Origin of the sequence: Streptomyces sp. SID14436, from assembly GCF_010548465.1 — a bacterium.
Lineage (GTDB): Bacteria > Actinomycetota > Actinomycetes > Streptomycetales > Streptomycetaceae > Streptomyces.
This window is the reverse complement of the sequence record NZ_JAAGMD010000513.1, coordinates 1-5,447: the sequence shown is the minus strand read 5'-3', so window position 1 is coordinate 5,447 and position 5,447 is coordinate 1. Positions and strand designations below refer to the sequence as shown.

7 protein-coding genes are annotated in these 5,447 nt (G+C 74.7%); 5 read left to right on the top strand and 2 right to left on the bottom strand.

The features are described 5' to 3' along the window. The coding region (locus G3I53_RS17890; RefSeq protein WP_164438546.1) for a hypothetical protein at window positions 1-213 on the top strand (213 nt) is incomplete at its 5' end. Between the two features lie 107 nt (window positions 214-320). Here the strand turns inward: G3I53_RS17890 and G3I53_RS17885 are convergent. Continuing rightward, complete coding sequence (locus G3I53_RS17885; protein ID WP_164336264.1) at window positions 321-1,874, bottom strand: APC family permease; 1,554 nt, start codon at window positions 1,872-1,874, stop codon at window positions 321-323. Window positions 1,875-2,037: 163 nt separating this feature from the next. Then, window positions 2,038-2,988, bottom strand: a complete 951-nt coding sequence (locus G3I53_RS17880) for a hypothetical protein (RefSeq protein ID WP_164438545.1) — start codon at window positions 2,986-2,988, stop codon at window positions 2,038-2,040. A 319-nt stretch (window positions 2,989-3,307) separates the two neighbouring features. Here G3I53_RS17880 and G3I53_RS17875 point away from each other — a divergent pair, with 319 nt between their 5' ends. The 4 genes from G3I53_RS17875 to G3I53_RS17860 all read left to right on the top strand — a co-directional run. Further along, the gene (locus G3I53_RS17875; RefSeq protein WP_164337061.1) at window positions 3,308-4,201 is read left to right on the top strand and encodes a DMT family transporter; all 894 of its coding nucleotides are present in this window, start codon (window positions 3,308-3,310) and stop codon (window positions 4,199-4,201) included. A gap of 59 nt (window positions 4,202-4,260) precedes the next feature. Then, window positions 4,261-4,776, top strand: a complete 516-nt coding sequence (locus G3I53_RS17870) for an NUDIX domain-containing protein (protein ID WP_164337063.1) — start codon at window positions 4,261-4,263, stop codon at window positions 4,774-4,776. Window positions 4,777-4,809: 33 nt separating this feature from the next. Continuing rightward, window positions 4,810-5,202 (top strand): DUF202 domain-containing protein, encoded by a 393-nt coding sequence (locus G3I53_RS17865; RefSeq protein ID WP_164337064.1) that lies wholly within the window; start codon window positions 4,810-4,812, stop codon window positions 5,200-5,202. Further along, window positions 5,199-5,447: DUF202 domain-containing protein (locus tag G3I53_RS17860; RefSeq protein ID WP_164438544.1), on the top strand; the 249-nt coding region annotated here is incomplete at its 3' end. The genes G3I53_RS17865 and G3I53_RS17860, both read left to right, overlap by 4 nt.

Below are 5,447 nucleotides of genomic sequence, written 5' to 3'. Positions count from 1 at the left end.
GCGACGGATCCGGCGGCGCCGGACGGGCTCGCGGTGGCGGCCGGGCCCGGCGGGCGGCTCACGGTGACCGTCGGGGTGCCGGCGGAGGTGCCCGCCGGCACCCCGGTCGACGTGGTCGTGCGGTACGCCGACGCCCGGGCCGTGCGGGAGGGCGCCTTCACCCTCGTCACCGTCCTGGACAGCCCCGGCCCCCCGGCACCGGCGCCCTCCTGACCGGCCCCCGCCGCCCGGTACTTCCGTCCGCCATGTGACCGGCCCCCGCCGCCCGGTACTTGCGTCCGCCATGTCTCCGGGGCGGCGGACGCCGGACCGGTACGGTCCTAGTCCGCGGCCCCGGCCTCCTTGTCGAGCTGGAACGCCTCGTTGCCCAGACCGATGCGGGCGTGCTTCTCCGGGGCGCGGACGCGCAGGATCATGCCCTGGACCAGGCCCGCGAGGAGGGCGAGCCCGATGATGCCGGGCAGGAGCCGGCTCAGCGCGGAGCCGGGGCCGGCGCCGACGAGCACGTCGAAGTCCTTGACGGTGTAGCCCGCGATCACGACCAGGGCGAGTCCGGCGACCGTGGAGGTGGCCAGCCGCCACGCCTGGGTCCGGGCCGCTCCGCGGCGGACGAAGAAGACGACGACGGACAGCGAGGCGATCGCCATCAGCACGATGACGCCGAGGGCGCCGATGTTGCCGAACCAGGTGAACAGGTGCAGCACGGGCGCCGTCGGGTCGCCCACCGGTTTGTCGTCGGTGAGGGCGAAGGCGAGCACCAGCACCGTCGCGACCACCGTCTGGAGCAGCGACCCCGTGCCGGGTGCCCCGCTCGTTCCCGAGGTGCGGCCGAACGCGGACGGCAGCAGGCCCTCCCGGCCCATGGCGAAGGCGTAGCGGGCGACGACGTTGTGGAAGCTCAGCATCGCCGCGAACATGCCGGTGACGAAGAGGACGTGCAGGACGTCGGTGAAGGTGCCGCCGAGCCGGTCCTCGGTGAGGAAGAACAGCAGGCCCGCGCTGTGCTCCTGCGAGGTGCCGACGACGGTGGCGGGGCCGGTGGCGACGGTGAGGGCCCAGCTGCTGATCGCGAAGAACACGGCGACCCCGGCGACGGCGAGGAACATCACGCGCGGCACCAGGACGTGCGGCCTGCTGGTCTCCTCCGCGTACACGGGGGCCTGCTCGAAGCCGAGGAAGGCGGCGATGCAGAAGCACAGGGCGGTGCCGACCCCCGCCCCGGTGAGGGTGTCGGGGTTGAAGGCGTGCAGGGACAGGCCCTCGCTGCCGGGGTCGGCGATGGCGGCGACGTCGAAGACGACGACCAGGAGCACCTCGATGACCAGCAGGACACCGAGCACGCGCGCGTTGACGTCGATCTTCAGCCAGCCCAGGACGCCGACGGCGAGGACGCCCGCCAGGGCCGGTATCCACCAGGCGACCTCCAGGCCGGCGTAGGTGGCGAGGAGCCCGGAGACCTCGAAGCCGAAGATGCCGTAGATGCCGATCTGGAGGGCGTTGTAGGCGACGAGGGCGACCAGCGCTGCGCTGGCTCCGGCGGTGCCGCCGAGGCCGCGGGAGATGTAGGCGTAGAACGCCCCGGCGTTGTGGACGTGCCGGCTCATCTCGGCGTAGCCCAGGCTGAAGAGGATCAGCACGGTGCCCAGGACCACGAACAGCAGCGGCTGGCCCACGATCCCCATCACCGCGAATGTGGTGGGCATGACACCAGCGACCACCATGAGCGGGGCGGTCGCGGCGAGGACCGAGAGCAGCAGTCCGCCCGTGCCCAGGCGGTCGGCGCGCAGCGCGCGCTCCTGGCCCTTGAAGGTGCTGATGCCGTCGGCCGGTGGTCTGCTCTTGCTCGAACTGTCCGTCGTCCTGTCCGTCGTCATGCGAAGACCGTCCTTCGGTCGGGAGTGGTGGTCGGGCGGGCTGATCGGAGGTGGTTCGGGCGGGTCGGCCGGAAGCCGGTCCGGGCGGGGCGGTCGGGGGTGGGGCCGGGTCGGAGGGGTCAAGGGCGGGCGGAAGGGTCAGGGGCGGGCGGAGGGCGGCCGGTCAGGCCGTGCCGAGGGCGGTGGCGCGGGCGGTGCGGAAGGCGGTGACGGGGTCGCGGCCGGGGTACGACCAGGGCGCCGGGGTGGCGTGGTCGCCGATGCGGTGGAACAGGGCGGCCGCCTCGGCGCCCCGGCCCTCGCAGACCTTGGCGTGGGCGAGGAAGTTGAGGTCGATCAGGCGGCGCGGGTGGCCCTCGTGCTCCCACTCCAGCCACCAGTCGAAGGCGGCCTTCATCACCTGCCGGGCCCGCCGGCCCGTCCAGTGCCCGGAGGCGGCCGGGTCGGGGCGCTCGTGGCCGGCGGCGGCCAGCGCGCGGTAGCGCTCGGCGTGCGCGATCACCGGGAGGATCGCCAGCGGCGAGTCGGCGGGGGCCTGCTCGGCGGCCCAGTTGGCGAAGTCGTACACCTCGTGCAGCGGGTCCGGCCCGGCCTCGATGCGGTGCTCGGCGAGCCAGGCGACCACCAGGTGGTGTGCGTGGTGGTGGTCGGCGTAGCGGGTGCGGACCTGCTCGAAGACGCGGACCACGTCCCCCTCGGCGCCCAGGTCGCGCTCCAGCATCAGCAGCCCGAGCCACGGGGTGGGGTCGGCGGGCGCCAGTCCGGCGGCGCGCAGGCACGCCTCCCGGGCCCGGGCGGGTTTGTCCTTGCCGCGCAGCACGCGCCGGACCTGGGCCAGGGCCAGCAGGACCGAGGCGTCCCCCGAGTCGGGCTCGGCGAGCAGCCACTCGCGGGTCCAGGCGGCGCAGGACGGTTCGCGGGCGAGCACCGTGACGCGGTGGCCGCGGCGGTCCCAGTCGGTCCCGGTGCGCACCAGCAGCGAGCGGGCGTTCTGCCAGCGGCCCTGGGCGAGCGCGCTCCGCGCGGTGACGAGTTCGGCGTCGTCGAGGGCCTCGTCGAAGCCCGGGGTCGTGCGTCTGCGGGCGCGGCCGAGGGGTGGCGGGGGTGGGGGCACCGCGGGACTTCCTCACGCGTTCTTCGTGGTTCGGTTCACGGCGGTGGTCGGTACGGCAGTGGTCGGCTGCCGAACGCCATGAACTGATCACGGACAGCAAACCGGCAGCCAACAGTTGACGTCAAGGGCGCCCCGGGCATTACACGCGTCAACTCCCCTTGCACGGACGATATTTGTAACGGCCGGGCGCTCCCGGGGGCGCGGACGGCGTGACGAAGGCGACGGTGCCCGGGGTGCGCGGGCGCAGGCGCCGGGGCCCGGTGGCGATTAGAGTCGGCTTCACCGTCCGTGACCCCGCATGATCATTGAGGTACGCAGCGTGTCGGTTCCGGTACTGGTGCTCGCCCTGAGCGCCGCCTGCTGTCTGGGCTTCGGTTTCGTGCTCCAGCAGGACGCGGCCCAGCGGGCACCGCTGAGCGACTTCCTCCGCCCCCGCCTCCTCCTCGACCTGATGAAGGTGCCGGAGTGGATGGCCGGGCTGGGGCTGGTCGTGGCCGGCATGGCCCTCGGCGCGGTGGCGCTGGGCCAGGGCGAGCTGTCGCTCGTGGAACCGCTCCTCGCGACGAACCTGCTGTTCGCCCTCACCCTGTCCCGGCACCGCACCCGCCAGTCGCTCGGCCGGCAGGGCTGGGCGGGGCTGGCGCTGCTGGCCGGGGGCGTGACCGCGTTCGTCGTCGCGGGCCGGCCGACGGGCGGCACCGCGCTCACCGACCCGCTGCGCCACTGGCTGATCATCGGCGGCATGGTCGGCCTCGCCCTGCTCCTCACCGCGTGCGCCAAACGCTGGCGGCTGACCTGGGCGCCGATGCTGCTGGCGGGCGCCGCGGGGCTGCTGTACGGCGTGCAGGACGCGCTCACCCGGGTGAGCGGACAGCGGTTCGAGGCGGGGGGACTCGCCGAGGTGCTGACCGGCTGGCAGCCGTACGCGGTGCTGGCGCTCGGCGTGACCGGGCTGGTGCTGGTGCAGAGCGCCTTCGAGACGGCGCCGCTGCGGATGTCGCTGCCGGCCCTGACCGCCGCGCAGCCGCTGGCCGGGATCCTCTGCGGCGTCGGCTTCCTCGGCGACCGGCTGCGCACCGACACCGGCGCCCTGACCTGGGAGGCGTGCGGCCTGGCCGCGATCGTCGGCGGCATCGTCCTGCTGGGCATGCACCCGGCGATGCCCCGCGGTTCCCTGGAGGGCGCCCCGACGCGGAACGTCCGGCTGGGGTGACGTGACCGGCCGGCCGGCCGGCGGAAGGATCCGGGGGCGGGGCTGCTTGGATGGGCGGCATGAGTTCCGCCGACGAGATCCTCGACATCGTGGACGAGCACGACCGGGTGGTCGGCCGGGCCCCGCGCGGCGAGGTCTACGCCCGCGGGCTGCGCCACCGGTGTGCGTTCGTGCTGGTCAGGGACGCCGAGGACCGGGTGTTCGTGCACCGGCGCACGGCGGACAAGCTGGTCTACCCCTCGCTGCACGACATGTTCGTCGGCGGTGTCGTCGGCGCGGGCGAGAGCTACGACGACGCGGCCCTGCGCGAGGCCGAGGAGGAACTGGGCGTCAGCGGCCTGCCCCGGCCCACGTTCCGTTTCTCCTTCCTCTACGACGACGGCGGGGCCCGCAGCTGGTGGTCGGCGGTCTACGAGGTGCGCTGCGAGCTGCCGGTCCGGCCGCAGGCCGAGGAGGTCGCCTGGTACGCCTTCCTGCCCGTGCCGGAGCTGCGGCGGCGCCTCGGCGAGTGGGAGTGGGTGCCGGACGGGCTCGCCGCCTGGCAGCGGCTGGAGGCGCACCGGCCCGCGGGGTGACCGGCCGCGACGGCGTCCCGGTAGGGTCACCGAGTGATCGAGTTCGTACGGAACGTCCGGTTGTGGTTCGCGCCGGAGGACGCACGCCAGGAGGGCGAGACCCCGGACTACCGGTTCTCCCTGGCGAACGAACGCACCTTCCTGGCCTGGCTTCGCACCGCGCTCGCCCTCGTCGGCGGCGGCTTCGCCGTCGACCAGTTCCTGCCGGACCTGCCCGGCCCCTGGCGCACCGGCCTGGCGCTCGCCCTGCTGGCGGCCGGCGCCCTGTGCGCGCTGCGGGCCGTCAACCACTGGGTGCGCTGCGAGCGGGCGATGCGCCGGGGCGAGGACCTTCCGGTGTCCCGCTTCCCGGCGCTGCTGAGTCTGCTGATCGCCGCGGTGGCCGTGGTGATGGTCGTCGTCGTGCTCGCCGGGCGGGAGGGATGAGCGGGCCGTCGGCCGACGGCGGGCGCGATCCCGGTCTGCAGCCCGAGCGGACACGGCTCTCCTGGCGCCGTACCACGCTGTCCGCCGCGGTGGCGGCCCTCCTGGCGGTGCGGACCGTGGCGCGGGGCGGGGCGTCGACGGCGGGTGTCGTCGCGTGCGCCCTGTGCTGCCTGTGCTGGCTGGGCCTGCTCGGCGTCGCGCACCGCCGCATCCGCGCGCTCACGGCCCCGGGCGTGCCCACGGCA

Excerpts from the sequence above, each read along its gene's own strand:
- G3I53_RS17885 (WP_164336264.1), bottom strand. The coding sequence starts at position 1,874 with ATGACGACGGACAGGACGACGGACAGTTCGAGCAAGAGCAGACCACCG.
- G3I53_RS17870 (WP_164337063.1), top strand. The coding sequence starts at position 4,261 with ATGAGTTCCGCCGACGAGATCCTCGACATCGTGGACGAGCACGACCGG.